Raw genomic sequence first — 23,052 nt, 5'->3', positions numbered from 1 at the left:
CCAACAGATGGATCTTCTGGAAGCTAGAATCTCCAGTCATGGAACTGAGGCAGCTCGAATACTTCGTCGCCGTCGCCGAGGAGCAGAACTTCACCCGCGCGGCCGAGCGCGTCCACATCAGCCAGTCCGGGGTCAGCGCCCAGATCCGCCAGCTGGAAAGGGAGTTGGGCGCCGAGCTGTTCGACCGGTCGGGCCGCACCGCCACCCTCACCGCCGCCGGAGCGGCCGCCCTCGGACCTGCCCGCGCGGCGCTCGCCGCCGCCGAGGCGGTCGGCCAGGCGGTCGGCGAGGTGTCCGGCCTGATCCGCGGCCGGATCACGGTCGGCATGGTCCTCGGCTGCACCGTGACGCCCCTGTTCGAGGCCCTCGCCGCGTTCCACCGGGCGCATCCCGGAGTGGAGATCGCCCTGCTCGAGGAGAACTCCGACCGGCTCGTCCAAGGGGTGCGGGCCGGCACCGTCGACCTGGCCCTCATCGGCACCGCGACCGCCAACCCGGCCGGGCTGGAGGCGCTGACCATCGTCAGCGAGCGGCTCGTCGTCCTGGTCCCGCCCGGCCACCCGCTGGCCCTCCGGCGCCGGGTGACCCTGCGGGACCTGGGCGCCCACCCGATCGTGTGCATGCCGCCCGGCACGGGGCTGCGTACGGTGTTCGACCAGGCCTGCACCGCCCGGGGCGTCGACCCCGTGATCGCGCTGCAGGCCGGGGCCGCGGAGGCCGTCGCCGATCTCGCCGCCCGCGGGCTCGGGGTCGGCATCCTCAGCGAGTCCATGGCCGCGGGCCACGAGGACCGGCTGACCGCCCGCCTCATCGAGGACGTCGACACCCCGGCCCTGCTCTCCCTCGTCTGGCGCCCCGGGCAGGCCCCCGCCGTACGCGAGCTCGTCGCCCACGCCCGGCGGGCCTTCGGCGGGGAAACGCCTGGCGGCGCCGACGGCCGCGGGAGATGATCCGCACGACACACCGTGCCGCAACCACGGAGGACCCCGTGCACGAGCCGATACGACCCGCCGCCACCCCGGCCGGGTCGCCCAACCCTCCGGGGGAGTTCCCCGGAGGGCAGGCCCTGTTCCGCCTCGCCCCCAGCGTCTCCCACCTGAACCACGGCTCCTTCGGCGCCGTGCCCCTGCCCGTCCAGGAGGCCCAGGAGGCGCTGCGCACCGAGGCCCACGCCGACCCCGACACCTTCTTCATCGGCGTCTCGGACCGGCTGGCCGAGGCCCGCGGCCGGATCGCCGCGCACCTCGGCGCCGACCCCGGCCACATCTCCTTCGTCTCCAACGCCACCGAGGGCGCCAACCTCGCACTCGACGCGATCCCCTTCGCCGACGGCGACGAGATCCTGGTCACCGACCACGGCTACGGCACCGTCGTCGCGGCCGCCGCCCGCCGCGCCCCGGTCGCCACCGTCGCACTCGACTCCCGGCTGCCCGACGAGGACGCCGTACGGGAGACCGTGCTGGCCGCGCTGACCCCGCGCACCAAGGTGGCCGTCCTCGACCACGTCAGCTCGCCCACGGCCCGGATCATCGCCTCGCCCCGGCTCCTCGCGGACCTGCGTGAGCGAGGGGTCACCACGGTCGTCGACGGGGCCCACGCCCCGGGCATGCTCGCCGACCCGCTCGCAGGCGGCGCCGACTTCTACTTCGGCAACCTCCACAAATGGGGCTACGCCCCCTCCGGCACGGCCTTCCTCGCCGTCGCCCCGCAGCACCGCCGCCGCATCCGCGCGCTCGTCCCCTCGTGGGAGGACGAACACGGCTTCCCGCGCTCCGTCGAGAACCGCGCCACCGTCGACTACACCGGCTGGCTCGCCGCCCCCGAGGGGCTCGACCTCCTGCACCGCCTCGACGCGGCCAAGGTGCGGGCCCACAACAGCGCCCTCGCCGCCCACGGCGCGGCCCTGCTCGCCGGGATCCCCGGCATCACCCCGCTCCCGTACGACGACGCCCTCGCCATGCGCGCCCTGCGCCTGCCGCCCGGGGTCGCCGAGACCCGGGACGAGGCCACCGTGCTGCGCGAGCGGATCGCGGCGGAGCAGGGCATCCGGGTGCTGATCTGGCCCTGGCCGGGCGGCGGAGGCATCCGCGTCTGCGGGCAGATCTACAACCGCCCCGCCGAGTACGAACGCCTCGCCGCCGTCCTGCCGTCGTACCTCAGGCGCGCCTGAGCAGGTACGTGTCCATGATCCAGCCCTTGCGGGCCCGGGCCTCGGTGCGGAGCTCCTCGATCCGCCCGGCGACCTCGGCCAGCTTGCCCGAGACCAGGATCTCGTCCGGGGTGCCCACGTAGGCGCCCCAGTAGATGAACAGGTCCTGGTCCAGGTGGGCCGTGAAGGCGTGCCGCGCGTCCAGCATCACCACCACGTCGTCCACGTCGTCGGGCCAGCCCTCCGCGAGCCGGCGCCCGGTGGTGATCTGGACCGGCCGGCCGACCCGGTTCAGGTTGGTCCGGTGCCGGGCCAGCAGGGCGGAGATGCTGCTGATGCCGGGTACGACCTCGTGCTCGAAGGCCACCCGGCCCCGCTCCAGCACCTCGTCGAGGATCGCGAGGGTGGAGTCGTACAGGGACGGGTCGCCCCACACCAGGAACGCCCCGGTCTCGCCCTCCGCCAGATCCTCCTCGATGAACCGCTCGAAGAGGGCGGCCCGCGCACTGCGCCAGCCGTCCACCGTCGGGGTGTAGTCGGCGGGGGTCCGGTCCCGGTCCGGGTCGCGGCCCTCCACCAGGCGGTGGCCGGGGCGGGCGTGCTCTTCGAGCATCGCGCGCCGCAGCCCGGTCAGGTCCGCCTTCTCCTCGCCCTTCTCCAGGATGAGGAATGCGTCCGCCGCGCCGATCGCCCTGACCGCCTGGAGGGTCAGGTGGTCCGGGTCGCCCGCGCCTATGCCGATCACTGAGAACTTCTTCACCCGGCTATTGTGCCCATCATGCGTGTGGCCCTGTTCGTCACCTGCGTCAACGACGCGCTCTACCCCCGGACCGGCATCGCCGTCGTACGCCTCCTGGAGCGGCTCGGTGTCGGAGTCGACTTCCCGGCCGCCCAGAGCTGCTGCGGCCAGCCGCAGTACAACACGGGCTATCGGCGCGAGACGGAACCGCTGCTCCGGCGCACGGCGCGGGCCTTCGCCGGATACGAGTACGTGGTCACCCCCTCCGGATCCTGCGCCGCGATGATCCGCGAGCACTACCCGCGCATCGGCCGCAAGGCGGCGGGGGAGGGCCGCGGCACCGAACTCGCCGAGGCGGCCCGCTCCCTCGCGCCGCGCGTGTACGAGCTCACCGAGTTCCTCGTCGACGTCCTCGGGGTGACGGACGTCGGCGCGTACTTCCCGCACACCGTCACCTACCACCCGTCGTGCCACGGCCTGCGCAGCCTCGGGCTCGCGGACCGGCCGCGCCGCCTGCTGGCCGCGGTCAAGGGGCTGGAGCTGGTCGAACTGCCGGGCGCCGAGGAGTGCTGCGGCTTCGGCGGCACCTTCGCCGTCAAGAACCCGGACGTCTCCACCGCCATGGGCACCGACAAGATCGCGAACGCGGCCGCGAGCGGGGCCGGGGTACTGTGCGGCGCCGACAACTCCTGCCTCGCCCATCTCGACGGCCTGCTGCGCCGCGCGGACGCCCCGCTGCGGGCCGTGCACCTCGCGGAGATCCTGGCCGCGACCGAGGAGGAACCACTCACATGACGGGTACGTACCTCGGCATGCCCGCCTTCCCCGAGGCCGCTCGCGACGCCGTACGGGACGGGGTGCTGCGCGCCAACCTCCGGCACGCCACCCACACCATCCGCGACAAGCGGGCCCGGGCCGTGGCCGAACTGGAGGACTGGGACCGGCTGCGCGCCGCCGGAAAGGCGATCAAGGACCACACGCTGCGCCACCTCGACCACTACCTCCTCCAGCTGGAGGAATCGGTGACGGCCGCCGGCGGCACCGTCCACTGGGCGGCCGACGCCGACGAGGCCAACCGCATCGTGACGGACCTGGTGCGGGCGACCGGGCAGCGGGAGGTCGTCAAGGTCAAGTCCATGGCCACCCAGGAGATCGGCCTCAACGAGGCGCTGGAGGCGGCCGGCATCGCCGCCTACGAGACCGACCTCGCGGAACTGATCGTGCAGCTCGGCCACGACCGGCCCTCGCACATCCTGGTCCCGGCCATCCACCGCAACCGGGGCGAGATCCGCGACATCTTCCGGGAGGAGATGGGGAATTGGGGCCGCCCGGCTCCCGAAGGGCTCGGCGACGACCCGCGCGAACTCGCCGAGGCCGCCCGCCTGCACCTGCGCGAGAAGTTCCTGCGCGCCGAAGTCGCCGTCTCCGGCGCCAACTTCATGGTGGCCGAGACGGGCACGATGGTCGTCTTCGAGTCCGAGGGCAACGGCCGCATGTGCCTGACCCTGCCCCGGACCCTGATCTCGGTCGTCGGCATCGAGAAGGTCGTCCCGACCTTCCGCGACCTGGAGGTCTTCCTCCAGACGCTGCCGCGCTCCTCGACCGCCGAGCGGATGAACCCGTACACGACGATGTGGACCGGTACCGAGGACGGCGACGGCCCCTCCGCCTTCCACCTCGTGCTCCTCGACAACGGCCGCACCGACACCCTCGCCGACGAGACCGGCCGCCAGGCCCTGCGCTGCATCCGCTGCTCCGCGTGCCTGAACGTGTGCCCCGTCTACGAACGGGCCGGCGGGCATGCCTACGGCTCCGTCTACCCCGGGCCCATCGGCGCCATCCTCAGCCCCCAACTCCGGGGAACCCGGAGCGAGATCGACGCGACGCTGCCCTACGCCTCCACGCTGTGCGGGGCCTGCTACGAGGTCTGCCCCGTGGCCATCGACATCCCCGAGGTCCTCGTCCACCTGCGCGAGCGGGTGGCCCAGGGCGGGCCGGTGACCCGCCAGGGCATCCGGGTGACCGTCCGCCCCGCGCACGGCCACACCGCCGAACGGGCCGCCGTGCGCGCCGCCCGGCTGCTCCTGGACCGCCCGGCCGCCCTCCGCGCGGGCGAACGGCTGCTGGCCCGGGCCCGCCGGCTGGCGCCCCGCAGGCTTCCGGGACCCGGACGGGCCTGGACCGACACGCGCGAACTGCCCGCCCTCCCCACGGAGTCCTTCCGCGACTGGTGGGCCGACCGCGAACGGGAGACCCCGCAGTGAGCAGCAAGGACCGCATCCTGGCCCGCATCCGCCGGGCGACCCCGGGCCCGTCCGGCCCGTCCGGCCCGTCCGGCACGGACACCGGGATCCCCCGGGACTACCTGCGGGTCCACGGCAGCCGCACCCCGTCCGAGAGCGCCGACCTGCTCGCCGCCAACCTCGCCGAGTACCGCGCCAAGGTGCACCGCACCGACGAGGACGGCATCGCCCGGCTGCTGATGCGGCTCCTGGCCGTGCACGGCTCGCAGACGGTCCTCGTACCGCCCGCCCTGCCCCCGCACTGGCTCAAGGAGGCCGACCCGGTCCGCATCCACGACCGGGCCGCGTCCACCACGGCCCAACTCGACGCGGTCGACAGCGTGGTCACCGGCTGCGCCCTGGCCATCGCCGAGACGGGCACCGTCGTCCTCGACGGCGGACCGGACCAGGGGCGGCGCCGCATCACGCTCGTCCCCGACCACCACATCTGCGTGGTCCGCGTCCCCGAACAGCTCGTGGACTCCGTACCGCAGGCCCTCGAACGCCTCGACCCCACCCGGCCGCTGACCTGGATCTCGGGCCCCTCCGCCACCAGCGACATCGAACTGGACCGGGTGGAGGGCGTGCACGGCCCCCGCACCCTGGAAGTGATCCTCCTCGGCGCACAATGAGGGCATGTCCTCCCACATCGCCCTCACCGCCCTCGTGGTCCACGACTACGACGAGGCCATCGACTTCTACACCCGGGCCCTCGGCTTCGACCTCGCCGAGGACACGGCCCGCCCGGACGGCTCCCGCTGGGTCGTGGTCCGCCCGCCCGGCGCCACCGAATCGGCCCTCCTGCTGGCCCGCGCCAAGGACGACGCCCAGCGCTCCCGCGTCGGCGACCAGACGGGCGGGCGCGTCGGCTTCTTCCTGTACACCGACGACTTCGCGCGCGACCACGCCCGGATGACCGCCGAGGGCGTCCGCTTCCTGGAGGAGCCGCGCCACGAGCCGTACGGATCCGTCGCCGTCTTCGAGGACCTGTACGGCAACCGCTGGGACCTCCTCCAGCCCGCCGGCTAGGGGCTGTCGTCGAACTTCCGTCGCCGCGGGGCAGACGGGAGTTCGACGACAGGGCCTACGCCCCCCGGCCAGGACCGGGCGGGCCCGTGAGCCGGGGCGCCTCGTCCGCGGGGTCGACGGACCCGCCCGCCTCCACCCGCGCGGCCAGATCCAGGGCCCAGCCGACCAGTCCCGCCACGTCCATCCCGTACGCCCCGCCCTCCCCGGCCAGCGAGCCGGCCCCGCGGCGCAGCAGCCGCGCGCCGCCGACCGCGTTGCCCCGTGCGGCGTGCGTCAGCCCCACCGCGAGCTGCGCGAGGCCCCGCCACAGCGGGGCCTCGGCCTCGGGCCCCGACTTCCACGCGTCCTCGAACACCTCGTGCGCGTGGAAGGGCATCCCGGCGTCCAGCAGCCGCTGTGCCTCGCGCACGGTCTCCGCGGGCGAGCGCACGATCCCCTCGGGCTGCCGCTCCACCCCCGGCGCCCCGTAGGGCAGCGGCCGCCCCAGCCCATCCCGGGGCCGCGCGCTCCGCGCCCGCCCTTCGCCATCCCGATCGCGTGCGTTCACCGGCCCATCCTCCCCCGGGGCGATTACCCGTGCATGCACACCCCTCGGCGTGGGGTAATGTTCTGCATGTGCCGCCGGTCAGGGGAAACCCAAAAAAACCGGGCAAAGGTGCAACGGGACGTGGCGCAGCTTGGTAGCGCACTTGACTGGGGGTCAAGGGGTCGCAGGTTCAAATCCTGTCGTCCCGACCAGCGTTTACGCAGGTCGGAGGCCGTATCGGAAATATCCGATACGGCCTTAAGATCGTTTTTGGGGACCAGTTGGGGACCAAGCCGGTCTGAACGGGTCAGGCGGCGGCCATTGCTGCGAGTGGCAGTGAACGAGGTGCGCGGAGCATCATGAGGTGCGCAGAGAGTGCGGCACCAGCTGCTGTGATCTGGTCAGCGTCGGGGTGCAGGTAGCGCTGGGTGGTGGTCAGTGAGCCGTGTCCGGCGATCTTGCGTAGCACGTGCAGTGGGACGCCGGCGTCGGCGAACCATGTCAGTCCGGTGTGGCGGAGGTCGTGCCGCCGGAGGTGCTCGAAGCCGAGCTCGGTGACGACGTCGTCCCAGTGCGTGGCGTCGCGCAGGACCGCGGTATTCGCCGTGCGACCGGGCCACCAAGGCCTTCGCGAGGGCCTGGAGGGTTTCCCAGTCGGGCAGGGCCAACGCACGAGGGTCATTCAGTGGTCCGCTCGCGGTAGGCGGCGGCACGCAGGGCGCGGCTCAGCCGTGCGGCGGCACTCTGCTCGGCGGCGGTTGGCCTGCGGGTACCGGTGACCGGGTTGCCGTAGGGCGCCGGCGTGCCGTCGGGGGCGACGGTGGTGCCACGGGCGTTGAAGACCGACTTGGCGGTGGCGGCGGCTTTGCGCCGCTGGCTGGCCCGCTGGGCGCGGTCCTGAGCCTGCGCTTTGGACCGCGCGGCCTTGGCGTTGGTCGCTGCGGCCTGTGCCGCGAGGTCGGCGGCGTCGGTGGCTGCCGTGCTGTCCATGACGACCCCAACGGCGCCGGACAGCAGATCGGTGAGGTTCTCCGGCACGGGCAGGGCAGGGGCCGCGGTGTCCAGAGCGTCGCACCATTCTTGAGCGTGCGCGAGCATGGTCGTGACGTCGTGGTCGGCGCACTGGTGGGCTGCAGTCCAGATGCGGGTGAGTATGGCCAGCAGGCCAGCAGGCCTGCGCCCAGCGCCGTTTCGCACAGATCGGCGACGGCCCGGGTCTCGCCGGCGTCCAGGATGCCGACGTCACTGCGGCCGAGGACCAGGGCCGCCACGGCGGCGGCGTGCTCGATGCCCTAGAGGGTGGGGTGGGCGAGGTCGGGCATGACCAGGGTTCGGGCACTGGTGCGCAGGTACGTGCGGTCCGTGGGCCGCGTGATCAGGTGTGCGCCTTCGACACGGCTCTCCTCCAGCAGGAGCGCGGCCTCGACGACACGGGGGTTCGCTCCGGCTGGCGCCGTCCAGACGGAGTGGGCCGCGTGCGCGGCCTCGTGGACGAACACTCCCCAGGCGGCGGGATACCGCTCCTCGTCGCCCACGATCCGCGGATGGATCTCGTGGGGCTGGAGCGGGGCGAACAGGCCGGCGTCGAACTCGACCTCGCCCAAAGCGGGGAAGAACGCGGCCGGTGCGCCGCTGCGCGTGCCGGGGCGGCAGGTGACGAGGAGGTCCTGGCGGCCGGAGAGGACGACCAGCCGATCGCCGAGTTCGGCTCCCACGCGCAGCCGCGCGTCCGGGGAGGAACGGGGTTGCGCGGGCGGGGCGCCGTCGTCGTCCCATCGCGCGAGGTCGGCGTCGTCGTCCGGCGTGATGGCGGGGGCCTGGACGTGGTGGTGGGCGCTCATCGCGAGCGGCCCCGGTGCGCGGAGCCGGTGACGCCCGGGGGCTGCCGGACGGCCGAGGCGGACAGCTGCTTGCCGAGGGTGAGGGGAGCGACCTCCTTGACGCCGACAGCCTTGATGACGGCGGCGGCGACGGCGTCGCGATCCTCCAGAGGAGCGATGCCGACCAGGTTCGCGAGCGCGGCTTTGGTGCCGAGGACGGCCGCGGTCTTCTGATAGCCGAGTTCGTGTTGGCCGGCAGCCCGCCGCCAATGGCCGGGAACAGGTACTCGTGGTCGGCAGACGCCCCGCCGGTGCAGCGTCCGCAGTGGCGCATCCAGGACGGCGAACACGCGCCCGATCAGGCCCAGGCCGCACTGGCGCTGACCGGGCATCGGCTCGACAACCTCCGAGAAGGACCTGACAAACGGTCCCGGTCCGCCAAAGTCCCCTATCCATAGGTTATTTTGACTGGCCTGTCCGTCTCGAATCGACTGCCATAACGAACGAAGGGAAACGCCATGAGGATCACCAGGACTGCACGTAGGACGCGGGCCAGGATTGCCGTGTCCGTCGCGGCCCTGGCCGCGGGCTCACTCATACTCACCGCCTGCGGCGGAAGCAGCGACAGCGCCGGCAAGCTCGACGGCACCTACTACATCAAGGACGTCAACGGCACGTCCAAACTCGGCCAGCTGGTCGTCAAGGGCAACAGCGTCTCGCATCATGAGTACGGCTGCGATGGTGTCTACGAGAAGCCGGGCGTGACCAGCACCGGCGAGTTCAACAAGGATCAGTCCCAGATCATATGGACGGTCGCCGGAGACGACACCCGCAACAAGCGGACCGGCAGCGAGCCAATCTCGACCAGCAACACCTCGATCAGCATCAGCGGTAGCGCGTACGTGCGTGACAACTCCGATGCCGGCAAGGCACTGTTGGACGGATTCAAGACCAAGTGTGCCAAGTAGCGTCGACGTCCCGCCGGCCGGCGAGCAGCACTGAACCCCGTGGGCATCGCGTCCACGGGGTTCTGTCCGTCCTCGGCTGGTCAAGCCTCTGACGCCTCCTCCTGAAGCTGCGGCGCCGGGTATGGACGACGCACCCGGTGAGGTTGATCGTTCTCACCGGGTGCGTCAGGCCTCCACGCTCGCCCTCGATCGGAGGATCAGTCCCCCTCGCGCCGGCCTCGGCGAACGGTCGGCCGCGGCTGCGGCTCCGGGGTCTCCACGCTCCGGGGGGCCGGATCGGCAGTCCGGCGCGGACGTGGAACCGGAGCCCGCCCCGGCGAAGGAGCCGGTGCAGGAGCCGGTGCAGGAGCCGGTGCAGGAGCCGGCGGCCGCGGAGCACGCCCCGGCGGGGCAGGCGTCGGGCGCGGCGTCGGCGCCTGGATCGAACCCGGCTGACCCGCTGCCTGCGTCCGACCCGGAGTCCGCGCACCAGGCGCAGCCGTAGCACCGGCCCCTGGCTGCCTCGGAGTCGAGGAGCCGTCGCGGCGGGCGTTGTTCACGGGCAGCAGCCGGTCACTGTTCGTCTGCGCCTCGGCCTGCTCCGGCCGTGCCGGCGGCCGGATGGGGGTCTGGGCCCGAGCCGGGGCAGGGGTGCTCTGAGCGGAGGGCGTGGGACGCGCGCTCGGCGCACCCGGCCGCGTCGGAGCCGGAGCAGGTGCCGGGGCAGGCACGGCGTCGCCGCCGAAGCGCTGCGGTGCGGCCTGCTGGTTGCCGTCCTGTTGGCTCTGCGCACCCTGGGAACCCGCGCCGAACTGGGTCGGACGCGCGCTCGGCGCACCCGACTGCGTGGGACGCGCGCTCGGCGCACCCGGCCGCGTCGGAGCCGGAGCAGGCACGGCGTCGCCGCTGAAGCGCTGCGGTGCGGCCTGCTGGTTGCCGTCCTGTTGGCTCTGCGCACCCTGGGAACCCGCGCCGAACTGCGTCGGTCCCGTCTGACCGGCGACAGCCCCACGGGCTCCGCTGGTCGGGACAGGACCAGCGCCGTTGGCGCCGCTCTCGCCCTGAGCACCACCACGAGAACTCGACGGGTCCGTCGACGAGGAAAGTACCTCACCTTGGATGACCTTGTGGCCGCTTGTGTACCCGAGGTTCGACAGGCCACCCTGGGCGCTCAGACCCTGCGCCGTCTGCTTGTCCGAGCGCGAGCTGCCCGCTCCACCACTCGTCAGCTGCAGCGGACCACCCTTGTCCGCGGGTCCGTCGTGACCGGGCGTGCCCAGGACACCGGCGGGACCGGTGCCGCCCGGCAGAGCCTTGACGCCGTCACTGCCGCCGCCGGAGCCACGACCACCAGGGCCACCATCCAGCGCGGGCCTGTCCGGTCCATCCGGTCCGTCCTGCCCGCCACCCTCGAGGGTCAGCCGCTGCTTACCGGACGTCAACTCCGTGGCGCCACCGTTCGTGCCGCCGGCGTTCGTCGACGCCGTCTTGCCCGTGGGCTTGCCCCCGCTCGGGGACGCCGGACCGCTGGTCTTGCTGTCGAAGCCATTGGCGAGCTTGTTGCCCATGGCCATACCCGCGCCGGCCCCCGCACCCGAGGCCAGAGCAGGCATCAGCCCACCCTTGTCCGGCTTCGGCGTGCTGTTCGTCTCGAGGAACTTGTCCACGAGCTTGGTGACCACCTCGTCCATCGCCTGCAGCACAGTCTTGCGCACCCGTAGCAGGGCGAAGGTGATGCCTATGATCACCAGCGAGGAGATCAGGGTCAGGACCACCACGATGATCCCGCCGAGCGCGGCGCTGCCCCACAAGCCACCCGGGCTCATGAAGCTCGACACGGGGCCGGCCATGATGTCCGGGACCGAGATCAGGAACTCCGAGACGAACTGGTAGACGAACAGCGTGACGAGGACTTCCATGATCATCGCTGTGGAGTACACGATCACTTTGGCGATTGCCTGCAGGGCGCCCAGCGTCGCGAACGGTACGGCGGCCACCAGGCCGAAGGTCCGCTTGATCGCCCCGGCCAGCATGCCGATGGCGTACCAGAAGCCGAGCAGGACGATGGAGCCCAGGACCGTGGCCGCGTTGCTCCAGTACATGAACTTCGCCGGCCCCGTGCCCACCTGGCTGACGGCCATGTGGTTCTCGCGGGTGAACCCGCTGGTGGCGTTGTTGGACGAGTACATGGCCAGTGAGCCGGGGTTGAACCCGGTGTTGAGGTAGTTGTACGCCGCCAGGGGAGACAGGTTGCACGAGGAGGGTGTCTTGCCCACCGTGAAGCCACAGCCACCCTTCGTCCCCGTCGTCGTGAAGACCGTCGAGTCCTTACCGGGACGAGAGGAGGTCAAGCCCGTGCCGTCGGTCGAGATCACCGGGTGATCGACCGGCTTCGGCCCCTCTTCTTCACCGAACTCCTTCACGTCGCCGTAGCTGTCCTTGTCGACGAACCAGCTCTTCTTGGTATCCGAGCTCTCGTCCAGTTGCGTGATCGAGGTCTTGATCCCCGACTCGAAGTCGGAGGCTGCCATCTCGTTGCTCGCGATGTACTTGCCGATGATCCCGAAGGTCGAGAACACCGCTTTGAAGTCGTCCGAGGCACGGCCTCCGTTGACGGATACGGTGCCGTCCTTCCAAGCCGACTCGGCGTCTTTGGCCTTCGTCCCGATGTTGATGCCGTTGAACGTCGCCCCGTGGGACTGCTTGTTGATCGCCAGCGCACTGGTGCGCACGGACATCATCGCGTCCGGGCTGGCCTGGTCATCGTCCCAGGAAACAGTGGCCTGGTCCGGAATCCCCAGGCGGTCGTTCATCATCCACGCCTCGAAGTCGACGTAAGTGCTCAGCACGACGCGCGTCGGGCCGGCGTGTTGACCGAGAACGGAGTCGTCGAACTTTCCGAGCACGCCGGAGTACATCGACCCGACGAGCGGCAGGCCGACGCCGATGAAGACGACGCGCACGATGAGCTTCTTGATCGCCGAGCCACGGTCCATCTTCTTGAACAGGACCAGGCCGATGAGCAGGACGCCGATGAAGATCGGCACGAGCGCCTGCCAGGAGATGTCGACGAGCAAGCCGTACCAGCCGCTGATCCAGTGCTGCAGACCCGAGAGCGCGCCGCCTCCGGTATCGCCTCCCGTCATACCCTCGGCAAAAGTCGGATTCACCGCCGCGACCGCGTTGTAGAACCACAGGAAGGGGTTGACGAGCTTCAGGAACTGGATGATGACGTAGAACAGCGTGCCGACCGCCAGCGCCAGGGCGTAGAGGACCCAGATGATCGACCCCCCGATCACGCTCACGATCTGGCCGCCGATGCCCGAGGACATCGTGTCCAGGCCAAGGTCGTTGTTGGCCGCCCCGAAGTGCGCGTAGTCGAGCATTCCCGCGTACTTGGCGTTGCCCTTGTCATCCTTCGCGGCCAGGGTCTCGTAGGTGACGGTCTGCGAGGACCCCGACACCTCGGCGAAGAACCAGCCCACGATGTTGCCCAGGCTGAACTCCGGGTCGGCGTAGCCGAGAATGGAACCGCCCGAGGCCGGGCTGGACGTGACCGGCTTCCAGTTCTCGTGCATGCCCTTGTCGTTCTGCGGCGAGTTCTTCTCGCTGAAGTACGAGCTCGCGTTCGAGGCCAGCTGGTAGAGGCTGTAGTTGTCGCGCTCCTTCTTGTCGTCCGCAGACGCCGGCGAAGACGTCGCGATCATGAACACCGGCACGAGCAGCGCCGCCAGGAGCATGACGGCGAGCCCGCGCGCGAGCCGGCCCGGGCGGACGGCACCCACGCTGTGGCCGGCCCGGGCACGCAGCCTCGCCACCGCCGTGATCGTCCCGTTCATGGTCTCTCCTCTGCTCCTCGTCCTCGTATCAGTGCTGACCTCGCTCATGTCTTTTCCAGCTTCTTGGGCTTCGGCCTTGTTGCTGGTCGCTTTGCGTTGTTCCCGGGCTGCTGCAGGCTCTTGCCGTCGGTGCGCTTGATCGCGTCAGCCTGGCCCGCGTCGGCCCCACCGCCGTCGCCCTCGCTGTGCTTCCGGATGCTGGTGAGGTTCGCGCCCGGTGTCGGCTTGTCGTGCATGATCGAGTCCATCCGCGCCGTCTCCTCGGCCTTGGCCGCCTCCAGTCGGACCTGCCTGCGTTGGGCCTCGCGGTAGGGGTTGATCCCCAGTGCCAAATCCAGGTGAAAGACCACGTTGGAGACGCCCCGGCGCAGGTACGTGAGGTTCTCGTCCTTGGTCGTGATGAGTTGGGCGAGATCCGGCGGGATCCGCTGGTGCAACTGCTTCTGGTACTCCGCCACTGTTTTGTCGCGCATCGGGCCGAAGAGCGTGTAGTCCGCGGCGTCGAACTTGTTGAAGTCGCTGTCGGCCAGCATCTTGTCGACGTCGTTGTAGCTGTAGACCACCCGGCCGCCGCGCTCGTGCATATGGTCGAACTGGTCCTTGAGGTACTTCTTCACCCGGTCGTCGATGTGCTCGGTGCCGTGGATGATCACTGTGTCGCCGATTGCCAGCTTGCCGACGGCGAAGCCGACGATGTTCACCAGCTGCGCCATCGCCACGCCCTTGCCGCGGCGCATGAGCCGCGAGAAGTCGTAGACCACGCGCCGCGAATCCCGGACCCCGTCCACAGCCGAGGCCGTGTGGTTGTTGAACAGGTCGCCGTTGGTGCTCAGCATCGCGTTGGCGATGCCTCTGAGCACGTTGTAGGCGCGCAGCTGGTCCGGGTCGGTCTTGCTGGAGTTCAGCAGTGCCTTGTGCGCGGTCGCCAGGTAGGAGACGAACATCTGAAGACGCGGCACCTGGGTGTGCGGGATGTTCACCACGCGCAGGCGGTTGCGCTGCTCCTTGGCGTTGTGCCGCCACATGCCCTGCTCGATGTAGAAGTCCGTGGCCGTGTCTTCGAGGGCACTGCGGATGATCGAGCCGACGGCACCGTCGGTGGTCTCGTAGAGCTGCTCGAACATCAGCTTGAGCTTCTCCATCTGAGCGGAGAAGACCGTCAGCTCGTCCTCCTCCTCGCCGAACATTTCGAACATGTTCACGTCGCCCTGGTTCAGGTCCACGCGCGAGGTGAGCCGCTCGAACCTCGGGCCGAGCTTGTCGAGATTCGCCCCGTCAAGGACGAGGTGGACGACCTGGCCGTTGTTCAGCAGCGTCGCTTGCGAGATCTTCGAGCACCACATGTTGGCCACCCGCTGGCGGTCGAGGTACTCGCTGAGGGTGGCGTCGGCGACGATCACGTGGTGGGCGTAGGCGTTCACGTCCATGAGCACGGCGCTGTTGTTGACGTCGCCGACCATGTAGCCGACGTACTCGCCGCCCTTGTCGTTGAGGCCGTTGGTCACCAGCGAGTACGAGCCGGCCAGCTCGGTCGAGGTGAAGTGGAAGCCCTTGCCCTTCTTCTTCTCGTTGTTCTTCCACAGGCCCGAGAGCTCCTGGCGCTGCTCGCCGGCGTAGGGCGCGGCCTTCAGCGTGCCGAAGCGGTCGATGTACAGGCGCGTGACCCGGTCGATCGTGTCGTCCAGGGTCGCCAGATCCGGGGCCTTGAGAAAGAGCCGGTTGTGCACCGAGAGGTAGCTCGCGCCGTCTTGGAGCTCTCCGATCGTGACCCCGAGGTCACCGGAGATCTTCGCGGCCTTGCGCCTGGAGGAGGTTGTGCCCGTCTCCTCCTGCTCGTTGGCATCGAGCCGTTCCAGCTTCTCGGACTGTTTCGAATATGAGTCGATCCACTTGTCGTCCATCCGCTTGACCTGCTCGAGCACGACCGCGGTGACCCGCTCGTCCAGACCGTCCGGGATCCGGTCGATGCCCCAGAAGGCGGCGAAGTTGTCGTGCGCGGCGTCGTCGTGGAAGTACGCCAGGATGCAGGCGACCGAGCCGTCGACCTCGAAGTAGTCGGAGTGGAAGAGGTACTTCTCCTTCGGCTTCAGCGCGAGCAGATGAGGATAGGCGTCGAACGTACCCTGGAGGTGCTTCACCTCCCGGCGGCGCTGCCACCAGTTCTTCTTCGGCTCGGTGGCTTCGTCGGCCACGCCGGGAGCCGCCGACGCGGTGTCCTGCAGGACCTCGGCCCGAGCAGCGTCGTCCGCGGGCAGATCACCGACCGGAAGCTCCGCGCTCTCATTCGTCTCGTCAGGCTTCTTTCCCGGGACGCCGAGCTGTGCCCGGACTTTCGTCATCAGCGCCATGGTGTCCTTCGTTCGTTCCTCGTCGTGTGGGTCGGCCTGGCGCTGTCAGTTCAGCGACGTCTTGAGATCGAGCAGCTCGTCGTCGATGCCCTGGTAGAAGACCCGCAGCATCGGCTCGGCCTCCTCGCGGTCGAGCATCGTGGCTTCCTTGATCATGAGGGTGGAGCCGCCGACCTCGGCCTGGAGGATTTGGTGTCCCTTGCGCAGTGCGTCGGTGTTCTTGCCCTTGAGCAGCAGGTACTGGTGGATCGAGGGGAACTTCCCGCCCACGTGCTGCGTGAGGATGTCGTACTGCTCGTTCTGCAGCTCGATCAGATCGGGGTCACGGAGCTGAAGGGCCTGGTTGCGCTGCTCCAGGTTCGCCACCTGGTGGTAGATCCGCTGCGGCTCCTTCGTTGTGATGAAGCTGTGCTCGCAGGTCGTCTCGACCTTGCGCCAGAAGGAGTCCACCCGGTCGAGGATCCCGATCCGGTCCTCGTCGAAGAGCAGATAGCTCGCTGAGCCGACGACCAGGTAGACCCGGCCTTCGCCGCCGTCGGAGAAACGGATCAGCCCGTCCTCGTCGATCCCGTCGATGCCGACGATCGAGTAGAAGTCCGTGGGGTTCGAGCTGCGACGGGTGAAGACGTGGCGGGCCTTGCGGGGCACATAGGCAAGGAGGGCCGGCACCCGCATGATGCGCAGTTCCTTCGTCTTCATCAGCCCGCCGAAGTAGGCGATCGCCGCCAGGCCCCAGAGAACGAAGAACGCGATGGAGACTGGGCCCGAGCTCGCGACGAACGTCGACGTGCTGAACCACAGCAGGGCGAGGATGCCGCCACCGAAGAAGAGCAGCTGCTTGATCGGGGAGGGCTTCGCCGCCCAGCCGCCCTTGCTGAGCGTGATCTCGTGATCCAGGAAGCTCCTGTTCAGCGAACTTGGCACCTTATAGGACATTTTCGCCATGAATCTCCCATCCCCCCTGCGATCGCAATGGCCATTGTTCGACCTATCGAGAAGCCTTCATGTATGAGGCGCGCGAATGGCATCCTATCTCAGATAAGCCATTCGAAACGAGAGTGAAAGGGACTCGGGCGGTGACGTTGGGCGAGTCTGACTGGCGTATCCGAGTCATCCGAGCACTGCCTGCTCCGAGTGCCGAGTGCCGAGTGCCGAGTGCCGAGTGCCGAGGGGGGGAGGGCGTGCCCGGCCCCGCGCAGTGTCTGCTTGACCGGATCAGGCACCGAGAGCACTCGCGCGTGGTGCATTTGATGCACCACGCGCAGACACCAGAGCGTCGGGGCGCCGGCCGTGGCCGTGACGAGCCGCTGGACCAACCCCGGGACCGCTGGCGCCTCGTGGTGCAGGCGCTCGCTCGGCAGGGCGAGCTGCTCGTCCAACCCCCAGGGCCCGGACGGATCCCGCTGCGGGTGCCGCCTCGTTCTCTGTCGTGAAATGGCAGCAGCGGGCCCCGAGGTCCGGGACCCGCTGCTACTCGTCTACCCGGCCGACATCAACCGAACGACGGGACGATCTTCTTCTTGCCGCCCTCTTTCTTCCAGGAGATGCGGGCGTCGAAGGTCTTGCCCTTGGCCGAGACGAAGCCCGTGCCCTGGATGGTCTTACCTGCCGCCAGGTCCTTGCGCTGCGCATCGGTGAAGGTCACCTGGCACCAGGACCGAGGTGGCTCGTCGGCGGAGCCGAAATCAGGGATGATCTTCCCGGCCTTCGCGTCCCAGGTGACCTTGCAACCGAAGGTCCTGCGAGTCCGCGCGCTGACGAAGTCGTCGATCTCCAGCGCCTGGCCCGCCAGGAGCACCGCGACCTCCGCCGGCGTGAACGTCCGGCCGGACCACTTCGTCGGCTTGTCCGGCACCTCCGGCTGGAACCCGACGAACGTGCGCCCCTTGAACTTGCCGACGCCGAGCGCACCGGTGGCCGGGAAGGACTTGTTCTCCTTCGACCTCGCCTCGAACGAGATCGTTTCGCCCGCGAGCAGCTGTGCCACCTCGTCATCGCTGAACTCGTGGCCCGACCAGACCTTCTTGAAGGCGACCTTCTTCGGGCCACCTGGAGCGGCCTGCCACACGCCCTCGGCGCGGGCGGCGCCGACCTGCTCTTTCAGGCCGGGTTCGGCGCGCATGGACGAGGTGTTCTTCGTCATCGCGGCGAACTCACTTCGCCCGGACCCGGACGGTTCGCGCCGTGCACGCCCTGGGGCTTCACGTACGTGGAACGAGGCCGCCGGTGAGACGCGGCACGTCCTCGGAGCCGCGAGGCCGGCGCGGCCATACCCGCACACAGCGGAGTGCAGTAGCAGCCGTGGTACACCCGGGTCCTGGACACAGAGAACCGACAACCCCACGCCTTGCAGCGCTGACGGACGGCAAAGCACTGCTCCTCGCTCGTCGCGGTCACCGGATCGGCCGCCCTTCCCGCTCGCGTTCGAGCCTCGACTGCTTCCTGGTCGCCTCACGGGCCATGTCCCGGAGATGGATCGCCTCCTTGTGTGTGATCGGCGCGTCATGAAGGTTGTGCGAGCCCCGCAGGAAGTTCTCCGTGCGGTCGGCGATGGAGTATGCGAGCGCCTGCTCGATCACCGCGCTGGTCTGGCGCACCTCGCCCAGCTCGTCGCGCAGCTTGCGCAACAACCCGTCCCGCTCGCGTTCGGCAGACTCGATGCTCACCAACCGTGTCAACACGCTGCCCAGCAGCGGGTCGCGGGAGCGGAACAGCTCCACGGCGCGCTCGGTGGCAGGATCGGCATCAAGGCGCAGGTCGAGCTGTGCCAACAAGAACGCCATCACCAGCGTGCCCTGGCTCAGCCGCCGGCTGAACTCCCGAGCGGCGCTGTCGCTCACGCCCAGCTCACGGACCGCGGCTGCTCGCAGCTGCTCCCGCAGCGCGTTCATGACGCTCTCGGGCAGCGCCTTGATGTGCGGCTGGCTCTGCACGCCGTCGAGCCGGAAGCCCGACTGGGGGAGCGTGGCGGTCTCGGCTGTACTGCCCGAGCCCCTTTTCGAGGGCGCGCTCCGCACGGCGCGCAGATCACCGGTGAACTGCGGCGATCCGGGCCCCACCTGCTCGGGTTGGTCCGGTGCGGCGGCATCGTCATGAGCATCGATTTCGGCTGCGGCAGCGCCCTCCGCGTCCGGCTGTGCGCCGGGAGCGGAAACGGCATCGGCCGCAGGACCCGCCGGCACACCGCCCGGGAGCACCTCGTCAGCGGTGTTCTGCCCGCCGCCGGCGCCACCGCGCTGATCGGACCTGCCGGTCCGCTCGGAGTCGCCGACGTCGGGCTCGCGGTCCGGCTCCCGGTTCGGGCGATCTGTTTCGGGTTCCCCATCGAGATCAGCCCGCGGGCCTTCACCCTCGAGTTGACGAGCCTGGACGCGCTTCAACTCCTCGCTCCCACCACGCCGGTAGGCGTCGAGGAAGGACGTGTCCACATCCATCACCTCGTCGGTGGGCGTGGCCGCCTCCAGCATCTCCGCGAAGTCCCGGCTCATACGAGCTCACCGTCCTCCTCGTCGAGCAGGTAGTTGTCGCCGCGGGTGAGCCCGATCAGCGAGTCGAAGCCCATGGTGACGACGCGTTCGAGGTTCGCCGAGTTCTTCGCCAGCGCCGCGACCTGATCGACGAGCTCATTGAGCCGCGCGATCTCCAGGGTCGGCAGGTCATAGTCGAGGTTCTCGCGCCGGATCTTCTCGACCACCGCCTCGGCCACGTACTCGCTCACCGAGGAGAACCCGCGCTTGTCGGCCCAGTACTCCGCGCGCTGCTTCTCGTCCGAACTCAGCCGGACGAACATGCCCTGGCGGCCACCGCTGCTGCTCCGTGGCCCGCCCGGCAGCTTCTTCTTCGCGCCGCGCACAGGTTGCGTCGTCTCGTCCAACTCGTGTACGGCAGTCATCTGCGGCTTCTCCAATGCCTTGCCTCGCCAATCCGTGCAGTCGCCCTATCGACGCTAGTGGATAAGACACCTGCCACTCTTTGTGGTTCCTGGAACGGGCCGAGCGATACGCGTCGCAATGGGTTCATCATCTGTCTGATGAGCGCCCGATCAGGAGGGGGACAGGGGAGTCGGCGTCGCGTTCGCCGTGCAGTCGACAAGCTCCTGGGTGAACCTCGGGGACTGCCAGACCGCCTTGTCCTTGTCGTTCGGCAGGTGTTCGGCGATCGACCCGGTGCCGAGCGGCGCACCACCTGCGAGGAAGTGCAGCGCCTCCTGGCTGAAGCCTGCCTTGTACACCAAGGTCGACAGGCAGGGGCCAGCCGCCGCGTAGGTCTTCTTCTGGCTCTCGTCACGGGCGTAGGAGGAGAACATCGAGACCAGGCCCTTGGTGAGCTCGATGGAAGAGCTGACTGGCTGATCCGCGCGGACTGGGTAAGCAGGCTTCAGGTTCGGCTTGCCCGTCACTGGCTTCGCGGCTGCCTCCGGCGGCGTGTAGCTCTGGGCCTTGGGGCTACCGCTGTTCGGAAGTACGGCCTCGCTGACGCATCCGTCGAAGTCCTCGCGCAGCGACCGCGAGGCCAGCAGTGCGGCGTCGTCCTCGCTCACCTTGTGCAGTCCGCCGATGACCGTGCCCATGTCGTCGCTGTCGGCCTTGATGATGTAGGCCAGCGCCTTCTCCGACATTCCCGCCTTCCGCACCGCGTTACCCAGGCAAGCTCCGCTGTTCTTTCCGGAGCTTCCGGCGCCTTGGAAGGCGAGCTTGTCCAGCGCCTTGCCGAGAGCCGTGTCGGCGACCTTGGCTGTGCTCACGGTCGGGCTTGGTACAGGCGACGGCTGCGCCTCCTTGGCCGTTCCGTGGTTGCCGCTGGAGCACCCGACGAGCACAACGCCCGCAGTCAGCACCGCAGTGGAGAGTCCAACCTTCTTCGTCCTCCAGGTCCTCATCTCTTCTCGCCTCGCATCCCCTGTTGCCGACCAGTCTGATTGGATCCACTGGTCTCTGAGGGTATCTTATTCGAGTGGCCATTCAATGATGGTCTGTGGTGAGTCAGAATGTCGCGCGATAGGGGTTGTAGAGGCTGCACAGAGCGGGACTCGGTTGCGCAGAGTGCCTGCGGGCCCGTCTGGCGCTTGGGGATCAACAGAGTTGATCCGGAGGGCTCTGCGAAAGCAGGGCGCAGCCTGGTGCAAGGAACTGCCGTGCCTCGCAGTCGAGATGGCCTCGACCTGCTGCGGTCGGCTCCCTCGGACCTTCGGCGCAGTGCTCGCGTCCATCGCCGGAGGCCGGGAGTCCATGCAGGGGGCCACGCTCTGACGCGTGTCCATTTCGGAAGGAGAGCGCCGGACAATGCACGGCGCGGACCACCCAGACCTTGGCGTTGCCTGGGGTACGACCCGCCAGGGCGCAGCAAGCGCCGGCCCCAACCGGTCAGCACCGAGGCTGTGAACCCATCCCGGTGGTGGATTGCCACCGCCGCGAACCGCAAGGTCCAGGAGGCACCCGAGGACCTCACATACGACACGAGTGAAGATGCCGCCGCCGTCTTCCTCGCCGCCAACACCACCACGACGGACGGAGACACGGCATGATGCTCGCGATCGGCGCGCTGCTCGGCTGCGCCGCCACTCTGCTCACCCTCGCCATACGGCGTGGCCTGACCCGCACGCCACACTGCGGGTGGTGCGCGACCGCCTCGAACTGGCCCACCTCGCAGCACGACCCCCTGCACTGCCGCGGCTACGTCCAGGAGCGCCGCGGCGAACGGCTGCGCGACATCAGGCACGGCCGCCCCGTCGAGGAGCCGAACCCGTGGGGCGAGGCGTACCCACTCGACGAAGAGATCGCCCAGCGAACGAAAGCCGACGCATGAGCACCGAGACCACCACGGCCGCCGCCGACTTCGCCCAGGCGCTCGCCGAGCTGGCCGACGGATAACCGACCGACCCGGAGGGCACAGCGCCCGTGATCGCCACAGGCACCGCCCCGGCGACAGGCGAGCAGCACCCGGTCCTGATCGAGCCCGGCCCGCTCGACTGGGTGACCGCCCTGGTTCGGGGTGAGCGGGACACCTTCCGCGCCGCCCGTGGCCGCGGCAGTCTTTCACCCTGACCTGCCGGCTCGGTGTCATGCCGTCCGTCATTCCTCGTCTTCGCAATGGCCCTGGTGTTCTGGTTCATCACCGCAACGCTCGGCGGGGTCGAGATCACGGATCTCGGACACGTACAAGTCTTCATCCGGGCGAAGGTGTGCTCGACGCGGGCCACGGACCCGTCGGTGTCCGGCGTTGTCCCCCTCCTGCCCCACGCAACGGGCCGACCGGCCCTTCTGTGGTGCTGGGTGATCAGCCCGGTGCCCAGGTAGGCAACGTCCCCGATCACCGTCGTCCCGGCGGCCACGACCGGCAGGTTCGACTCCCGCCACACGTGGGCATCGGCCTTGTTCTCGGCGTCGGCCGGGCCGATGCCATGACCAGCCGGGTGTACGTCCGCGACGGGCCGCGTTGCCGGCTCCAGCGCCGGCAACGGCCTCAGCCGCTGGATGACCCGGCCGACCGTCGCCGAGGAGATACCGAACAGCGGGGCCGGCTGCCGCATCGTGAGGTTCGTGCAGTAGTACACCGCCACCGGCAGAAGGCGGCCCGCCAGCGGCAAACATCACGGTCGGCCGCCACCGGGTCCCTTCCCGCCCCGCTCCCGCACCACTCTCACCAGCTTCACGAACCGATCCATCCGCAAGCCGTGAACGTCTGCGGGATGGTGACGGCTGCCGGGAGCTGTGGCTCTTGTCCGCCGGCCCGGCGGACCTTGACGGTGTCCATGACCTCCTCGAAGCGGGTTCAGTCGGCGGCGTTGCCGCCGGTGAGGACAAAGCCGAGAGGCCGGCCGCGGCCGTCGCAGGACAGGTGGACTTTCGTGGTCAGTGCGCCTGGGGATCGTCCAGGGGCGTGATCACATATTTCGTCCCGCCGCCCTGCCCCTTTTAACGGGCGCCCACGGCATGCTGGTGGGCCCGCGGGACCGTGGAGTCGACCGACACCAGCCAGCCGTCACCGGTCGCGTCCCTCATGGCCTGCACGGGCGGCCGGCATTCGCGTGAACGTCCGGTCCAGCACCCACCTGCGGAAACGGGTGTAGAGGGTCCTCCAGGGCCCGTACCGTGCCGGCACGTCACGTCACGCCGACCCCGTCCGCGGCTTCCACACGATTCCGTTCAGCACCCGCCGGTCGTCCAACCTCGTTGCCGGGCTGGGGGGCGTCGCGCCGTGGTCTGGTCGGGAGTGGTCGGTTGCTCGCGAGGAGCGTGATTTTGATCGGCGAAGCCGATCCGGGGTTCGGAGTGACGAGGTATTCGGTCAGCGTAGCTGTCTCGGAACTCGTCAGCTCATGATGACGCCCCGTGCCGACATGATTCCGCATCAGAACCCTTTGCGGTACGCCT

The 23,052-nt window shown here is 69.5% G+C and carries 20 protein-coding genes, 1 tRNA gene and 4 pseudogenes; 11 read left to right on the top strand and 14 right to left on the bottom strand.

Translation table 11 applies throughout. The annotated features are described in order from the left end of the window. Positions 1 to 38 precede the first annotated feature (38 nt). Together ACIGFK_RS02120 and ACIGFK_RS02115 are read left to right on the top strand one after the other, a co-directional pair. Positions 39 to 950: a LysR family transcriptional regulator gene (locus ACIGFK_RS02120; RefSeq protein ID WP_376660279.1), complete on the top strand. Its 912-nt coding sequence runs from the start codon at positions 39 to 41 to the stop codon at positions 948 to 950. Between the two features lie 38 nt (positions 951 to 988). Then, a complete protein-coding gene (locus ACIGFK_RS02115; RefSeq protein ID WP_400050162.1) occupies positions 989 to 2,170 on the top strand; it encodes an aminotransferase class V-fold PLP-dependent enzyme in 1,182 nt (393 codons plus the stop codon). Here ACIGFK_RS02115 and cobF read toward each other — a convergent pair. Further along, complete coding sequence (gene cobF, locus ACIGFK_RS02110) at positions 2,157 to 2,909, bottom strand: precorrin-6A synthase (deacetylating) (protein WP_376660277.1); 753 nt, start codon at positions 2,907 to 2,909, stop codon at positions 2,157 to 2,159. The genes ACIGFK_RS02115 and cobF overlap by 14 nt on opposite strands. A gap of 18 nt (positions 2,910 to 2,927) precedes the next feature. Here cobF and ACIGFK_RS02105 point away from each other — a divergent pair, with 18 nt between their 5' ends. Genes ACIGFK_RS02105 through ACIGFK_RS02090 form a run of 4 tightly spaced genes read left to right on the top strand, consistent with a single transcriptional unit; the run spans position 2,928 to position 6,199 of the window. Beyond that, a complete protein-coding gene (locus ACIGFK_RS02105; RefSeq protein ID WP_376660276.1) occupies positions 2,928 to 3,683 on the top strand; it encodes a (Fe-S)-binding protein in 756 nt (251 codons plus the stop codon). Beyond that, positions 3,680 to 5,152, top strand: a complete 1,473-nt coding sequence (locus ACIGFK_RS02100; protein WP_400050161.1) for a lactate utilization protein B — start codon at positions 3,680 to 3,682, stop codon at positions 5,150 to 5,152. The genes ACIGFK_RS02105 and ACIGFK_RS02100 overlap by 4 nt, the downstream gene beginning before the upstream one ends. Beyond that, positions 5,149 to 5,802 carry a lactate utilization protein C gene (locus ACIGFK_RS02095; RefSeq protein WP_400050160.1) on the top strand — a complete coding sequence of 218 codons (654 nt, stop codon included), beginning with the start codon at positions 5,149 to 5,151 and terminating at the stop codon, positions 5,800 to 5,802. The genes ACIGFK_RS02100 and ACIGFK_RS02095 overlap by 4 nt, the downstream gene beginning before the upstream one ends. A 4-nt stretch (positions 5,803 to 5,806) precedes the next feature. Then, positions 5,807 to 6,199 (top strand): VOC family protein, encoded by a 393-nt coding sequence (locus tag ACIGFK_RS02090; protein WP_376660273.1) that lies wholly within the window; start codon positions 5,807 to 5,809, stop codon positions 6,197 to 6,199. Positions 6,200 to 6,254: 55 nt separating this feature from the next. Here the strand turns inward: ACIGFK_RS02090 and ACIGFK_RS02085 are convergent, their stop codons facing one another. Continuing rightward, positions 6,255 to 6,746 (bottom strand): DUF309 domain-containing protein, encoded by a 492-nt coding sequence (locus ACIGFK_RS02085; protein WP_376660272.1) that lies wholly within the window; start codon positions 6,744 to 6,746, stop codon positions 6,255 to 6,257. A 114-nt stretch (positions 6,747 to 6,860) separates the two neighbouring features. Here ACIGFK_RS02085 and ACIGFK_RS02080 point away from each other — a divergent pair. Then, positions 6,861 to 6,937 (top strand) — tRNA-Pro (locus ACIGFK_RS02080). A gap of 95 nt (positions 6,938 to 7,032) precedes the next feature. Here the strand turns inward: ACIGFK_RS02080 and ACIGFK_RS02075 are convergent. The 3 pseudogenes from ACIGFK_RS02075 to ACIGFK_RS02065 form a co-directional block, all read right to left on the bottom strand. Next, a pseudogene (locus tag ACIGFK_RS02075) lies at positions 7,033 to 7,338 on the bottom strand (tyrosine-type recombinase/integrase); the annotation flags it as partial. A gap of 68 nt (positions 7,339 to 7,406) precedes the next feature. Beyond that, positions 7,407 to 8,566 (bottom strand): annotated as a pseudogene (locus tag ACIGFK_RS02070) (hypothetical protein); the annotation flags it as partial. Next, a pseudogene (locus ACIGFK_RS02065) lies at positions 8,563 to 8,787 on the bottom strand (hypothetical protein); the annotation flags it as partial. The pseudogenes ACIGFK_RS02070 and ACIGFK_RS02065, both read right to left, overlap by 4 nt. Before the next feature lie 321 nt (positions 8,788 to 9,108). On the opposite strand from ACIGFK_RS02065, the gene ACIGFK_RS02060 reads away from it, so the two are divergent. Further along, a complete protein-coding gene (locus tag ACIGFK_RS02060) occupies positions 9,109 to 9,513 on the top strand; it encodes a hypothetical protein (protein ID WP_376660271.1) in 405 nt (134 codons plus the stop codon). A gap of 197 nt (positions 9,514 to 9,710) precedes the next feature. Here the strand turns inward: ACIGFK_RS02060 and ACIGFK_RS02055 are convergent, their stop codons facing one another. From ACIGFK_RS02055 to ACIGFK_RS02025, 7 genes are all read right to left on the bottom strand, one after another. Beyond that, positions 9,711 to 13,331 carry a hypothetical protein gene (locus ACIGFK_RS02055; protein WP_400050159.1) on the bottom strand — a complete coding sequence of 1,207 codons (3,621 nt, stop codon included), beginning with the start codon at positions 13,329 to 13,331 and terminating at the stop codon, positions 9,711 to 9,713. Positions 13,332 to 13,375: 44 nt separating this feature from the next. Then, positions 13,376 to 15,670 (bottom strand): hypothetical protein, encoded by a 2,295-nt coding sequence (locus tag ACIGFK_RS02050; protein ID WP_376660269.1) that lies wholly within the window; start codon positions 15,668 to 15,670, stop codon positions 13,376 to 13,378. 54 nt (positions 15,671 to 15,724) lie between these two features. Next, on the bottom strand, positions 15,725 to 16,603 hold the full coding sequence (locus ACIGFK_RS02045; protein ID WP_376660268.1) for a hypothetical protein: 879 nt from the start codon (positions 16,601 to 16,603) through the stop codon (positions 15,725 to 15,727). Positions 16,604 to 17,171: 568 nt separating this feature from the next. Beyond that, positions 17,172 to 17,822 carry a DUF3945 domain-containing protein gene (locus tag ACIGFK_RS02040; RefSeq protein ID WP_400050158.1) on the bottom strand — a complete coding sequence of 217 codons (651 nt, stop codon included), beginning with the start codon at positions 17,820 to 17,822 and terminating at the stop codon, positions 17,172 to 17,174. 250 nt (positions 17,823 to 18,072) lie between these two features. Beyond that, a complete protein-coding gene (locus tag ACIGFK_RS02035) occupies positions 18,073 to 19,167 on the bottom strand; it encodes a hypothetical protein (protein WP_376659403.1) in 1,095 nt (364 codons plus the stop codon). Beyond that, positions 19,164 to 19,571 carry a hypothetical protein gene (locus ACIGFK_RS02030; RefSeq protein ID WP_386463204.1) on the bottom strand — a complete coding sequence of 136 codons (408 nt, stop codon included), beginning with the start codon at positions 19,569 to 19,571 and terminating at the stop codon, positions 19,164 to 19,166. The genes ACIGFK_RS02035 and ACIGFK_RS02030 overlap by 4 nt, the downstream gene beginning before the upstream one ends. A 150-nt stretch (positions 19,572 to 19,721) precedes the next feature. Then, positions 19,722 to 20,423 (bottom strand): hypothetical protein, encoded by a 702-nt coding sequence (locus ACIGFK_RS02025; protein ID WP_400050157.1) that lies wholly within the window; start codon positions 20,421 to 20,423, stop codon positions 19,722 to 19,724. A gap of 633 nt (positions 20,424 to 21,056) precedes the next feature. Here ACIGFK_RS02025 and ACIGFK_RS02020 point away from each other — a divergent pair. The 3 genes from ACIGFK_RS02020 to ACIGFK_RS02010 all read left to right on the top strand — a co-directional run bounded on the left by ACIGFK_RS02020 (position 21,057) and on the right by ACIGFK_RS02010 (position 21,723). Then, complete coding sequence (locus ACIGFK_RS02020; protein WP_386463210.1) at positions 21,057 to 21,203, top strand: hypothetical protein; 147 nt, start codon at positions 21,057 to 21,059, stop codon at positions 21,201 to 21,203. Further along, positions 21,200 to 21,484, top strand: a complete 285-nt coding sequence (locus ACIGFK_RS02015) for a hypothetical protein (RefSeq protein ID WP_376659406.1) — start codon at positions 21,200 to 21,202, stop codon at positions 21,482 to 21,484. Before ACIGFK_RS02020 ends, ACIGFK_RS02015 begins: the two co-directional genes overlap by 4 nt. A gap of 92 nt (positions 21,485 to 21,576) precedes the next feature. After that, entirely contained in the window at positions 21,577 to 21,723 is a 147-nt protein-coding gene (locus ACIGFK_RS02010; RefSeq protein WP_400050226.1) for a hypothetical protein, read from the top strand. Positions 21,724 to 21,842: 119 nt separating this feature from the next. Here the strand turns inward: ACIGFK_RS02010 and ACIGFK_RS02005 are convergent. Both ACIGFK_RS02005 and ACIGFK_RS02000 read right to left on the bottom strand, forming a co-directional pair. Beyond that, positions 21,843 to 22,343: pseudogene (locus ACIGFK_RS02005) on the bottom strand (transposase family protein); the annotation flags it as partial. 438 nt (positions 22,344 to 22,781) lie between these two features. Beyond that, a partial coding sequence (locus ACIGFK_RS02000; RefSeq protein ID WP_400050156.1) for a hypothetical protein occupies positions 22,782 to 23,052 on the bottom strand: 271 nt, incomplete at its 5' end.

The sequence above is a fragment of the Streptomyces sp. NPDC085524 genome, from assembly GCF_044541755.1.
Taxonomy (GTDB): Bacteria; Actinomycetota; Actinomycetes; order Streptomycetales; family Streptomycetaceae; genus Streptomyces.
This window is presented reverse-complemented; position numbering and strand designations above follow the sequence as displayed.

Bases quoted from the DNA above. Each gene is read 5' to 3' on its own strand.
- ACIGFK_RS02055 (WP_400050159.1), bottom strand. From the start codon at position 13,331: ATGAACGGGACGATCACGGCGGTGGCGAGGCTGCGTGCCCGGGCCGGC.
- ACIGFK_RS02035 (WP_376659403.1), bottom strand. From the start codon at position 19,167: ATGAGCCGGGACTTCGCGGAGATGCTGGAGGCGGCCACGCCCACCGAC.
- ACIGFK_RS02050 (WP_376660269.1), bottom strand. From the start codon at position 15,670: ATGACGAAAGTCCGGGCACAGCTCGGCGTCCCGGGAAAGAAGCCTGAC.
- ACIGFK_RS02100 (WP_400050161.1), top strand. From the start codon at position 3,680: ATGACGGGTACGTACCTCGGCATGCCCGCCTTCCCCGAGGCCGCTCGC.
- ACIGFK_RS02040 (WP_400050158.1), bottom strand. From the start codon at position 17,822: ATGACGAAGAACACCTCGTCCATGCGCGCCGAACCCGGCCTGAAAGAG.
- ACIGFK_RS02030 (WP_386463204.1), bottom strand. From the start codon at position 19,571: ATGACTGCCGTACACGAGTTGGACGAGACGACGCAACCTGTGCGCGGC.
- ACIGFK_RS02015 (WP_376659406.1), top strand. From the start codon at position 21,200: ATGATGCTCGCGATCGGCGCGCTGCTCGGCTGCGCCGCCACTCTGCTC.
- ACIGFK_RS02105 (WP_376660276.1), top strand. From the start codon at position 2,928: ATGCGTGTGGCCCTGTTCGTCACCTGCGTCAACGACGCGCTCTACCCC.
- ACIGFK_RS02090 (WP_376660273.1), top strand. From the start codon at position 5,807: ATGTCCTCCCACATCGCCCTCACCGCCCTCGTGGTCCACGACTACGAC.
- ACIGFK_RS02120 (WP_376660279.1), top strand. From the start codon at position 39: ATGGAACTGAGGCAGCTCGAATACTTCGTCGCCGTCGCCGAGGAGCAG.